General features: G+C 70.2%; 3 protein-coding genes. 1 reads left to right on the top strand and 2 read right to left on the bottom strand.

Annotation, left to right across the window (positions count from 1 at the left end; genetic code table 11):
- Positions 1 to 483 (bottom strand): sugar phosphate nucleotidyltransferase (locus VGT06_08735; protein HEV8663209.1); only part of this gene is annotated, 483 nt, incomplete at its 3' end.
- Positions 484 to 508: 25 nt separating this feature from the next.
- Entirely contained in the window at positions 509 to 1,141 is a 633-nt protein-coding gene (locus tag VGT06_08730; protein HEV8663208.1) for a cyclase family protein, read from the bottom strand.
- A gap of 235 nt (positions 1,142 to 1,376) precedes the next feature.
- Here VGT06_08730 and VGT06_08725 point away from each other — a divergent pair.
- Positions 1,377 to 1,855, top strand: a 479-nt coding sequence (locus tag VGT06_08725; GenBank protein HEV8663207.1) for a carboxypeptidase-like regulatory domain-containing protein, incomplete at its 3' end; no start/stop codon positions are given.

The raw sequence follows: 1,855 nt of genomic DNA, 5'->3' as shown, positions 1-1,855 counted from the left end.
GAAGCGGCGGCTGTCCGCCACCGGGACCTCGATCGCGGCCACCGTGAGCGCGGCCCCCCGCGCGATGTGGACCTCCAGCATCTTGCCGTAGTCCATCTTGTAGATGTGGTCGCCCGAAAGGACGATCACCCAGCGCACCTGCTCGCGCTCGATCGAGTAGAGGTTCTGGTAGACCGCGTCCGCCGTCCCCAGGTACCAGTGCTCCCCCACCCGCTTCTGGGGGGGGAGGATGTCCACGAACTCCCCGAGCTCGCGGTTGCCGAGGTTCCAGCCCATGCGGATGTGCCGGTTCAGGCTCTGGGCCTTGTACTGGGTGGCGATGAAGATCTTGCGCAGGCCGGAGTTGATGCAGTTGGAGAGGGTGAAGTCCACGATGCGGTAGGGGCCGCCGAAGGGGACGGCGGGCTTGGCCCGGTCCCGGGTGAGCGGATAGAGCCGTTCTCCCGCGCCCCCCGCCAGGAGGATCGCCACCACGTCGCGCAGCAGGAGGACGTTCACGGCGCCCCCGTCAGAGGCGGGTCCGCAGGATCACGCGCGCGGGCGCCCCCTCGGCCCCCACGATGCGCAGGGGCAGGCAGGTCATCTCGTACTCCCCCGGCTCCACCCCCGAGAGGTCCAGCCCTTCCAGGACCACCACCCCGGCCTCGAGCAGGGCGTGGTGGGACGGGAAGTCCGCCGAGCCGAAGCGGTCCACCGAGAGATAGTCGATCCCCACCAGCTTGATCCCGGCCTGGGCCAGGTAGCTCGCGGCGTCGACCGTCAGGTAGACGTGGTCCTCCTGGACGGGCGGCCGGTTCATCTGGCCGGACATGCGCGTCTTCAGGAGCACCCGGATGTCGTCCCGCAGGTCGAGGGCTTCGAGGTCGGCGCGGTCGATGCGGTCGCGGGCGGACACCTCCACCACCCGGGTCTTCCCCATCAGGATCTCCAGGGGAAGCTCGTCGACGGTCCCTCCCCCGGCCAGGAAGTGGGACGGGGCGTCCACGTGGGTGCCGAGGTGGGTTCCCAGGCTGATCTGGGTCGCGTTGAACGCCCCTCCGTCGGCCAGCCGCTGGGTGGGCCGGATCTGGAAGGGGGGATCGCCGGGATAGGTCGGCACCTCCGGCGACAGGGGTACGGTGACGTCGTAAATCTTGGTCATGGGGCTCCGGGACCGGCCGTCGTCTTATAGCACAGTGGCCCCTGGGCTTGCATGACGGGCTTATTGACTTATCCGCGGCCACTTGGTAGCGTCGTGAACTGGTGTCGGTGCGTTCGCCCCTTTGGAGGTCAACGCGTTGAACTCCCAACATCATCGGGGGGCCCTGGTTCTCGTATCGGCTCTCTTCGCGAGCGGCGTCTCCGCCGGGGAAGGCGGAGGCGGGCTCGTGGGTTGGGTGGAGAGCACTCGCGGGACGCCGGTGTCGGGCGCGGTGATCTCGGTCTTCGGCAAGGGGATGGGCAACGGAGGGTTCGTCACCCTCACCGACAGCGCGGGCCAGTTCGTGCTCCCGCGGCTGCCCGCCGGGTCCTACACCCTGCGCGCGCTCGACAGCGGGCACGTCCCCTACCCGGCGCGGAGGTTCACGGTCCTCCCCGACCGCGACGCGACCTTCACCCTCAGCCTGACCCCGATCGGGGAGACGGCCTCTCCCGCCAAGGCCGCCCCGAGCGCCCCGGGGCAGACCCAGGCGGAGGACGAGGACGCGGCGGCGATCCGGGAGTGGCGCTGGCTGCTGCGGCACAAGCGCCGCTCGGTCCTGAGGATCGCTCCGAGGACCCGCTGCCCGTGGGCACCTTGCGGGTGGCGGACGCGCTGCCCCTCCACCCGGGGGCGACGTTGTTCTCCGAGCTGGGGGGCACGGTGGAGCTGGTG

Origin of the sequence: Candidatus Methylomirabilis sp. (assembly GCA_036000645.1) — a bacterium.
Lineage (GTDB): Bacteria > Methylomirabilota > Methylomirabilia > Methylomirabilales > JACPAU01 > JACPAU01.
This window is presented reverse-complemented; position numbering and strand designations above follow the sequence as displayed.

Bases quoted from the DNA above. Each gene is read 5' to 3' on its own strand.
- VGT06_08730 (HEV8663208.1), bottom strand. From the start codon at position 1,141: ATGACCAAGATTTACGACGTCACCGTACCCCTGTCGCCGGAGGTGCCG.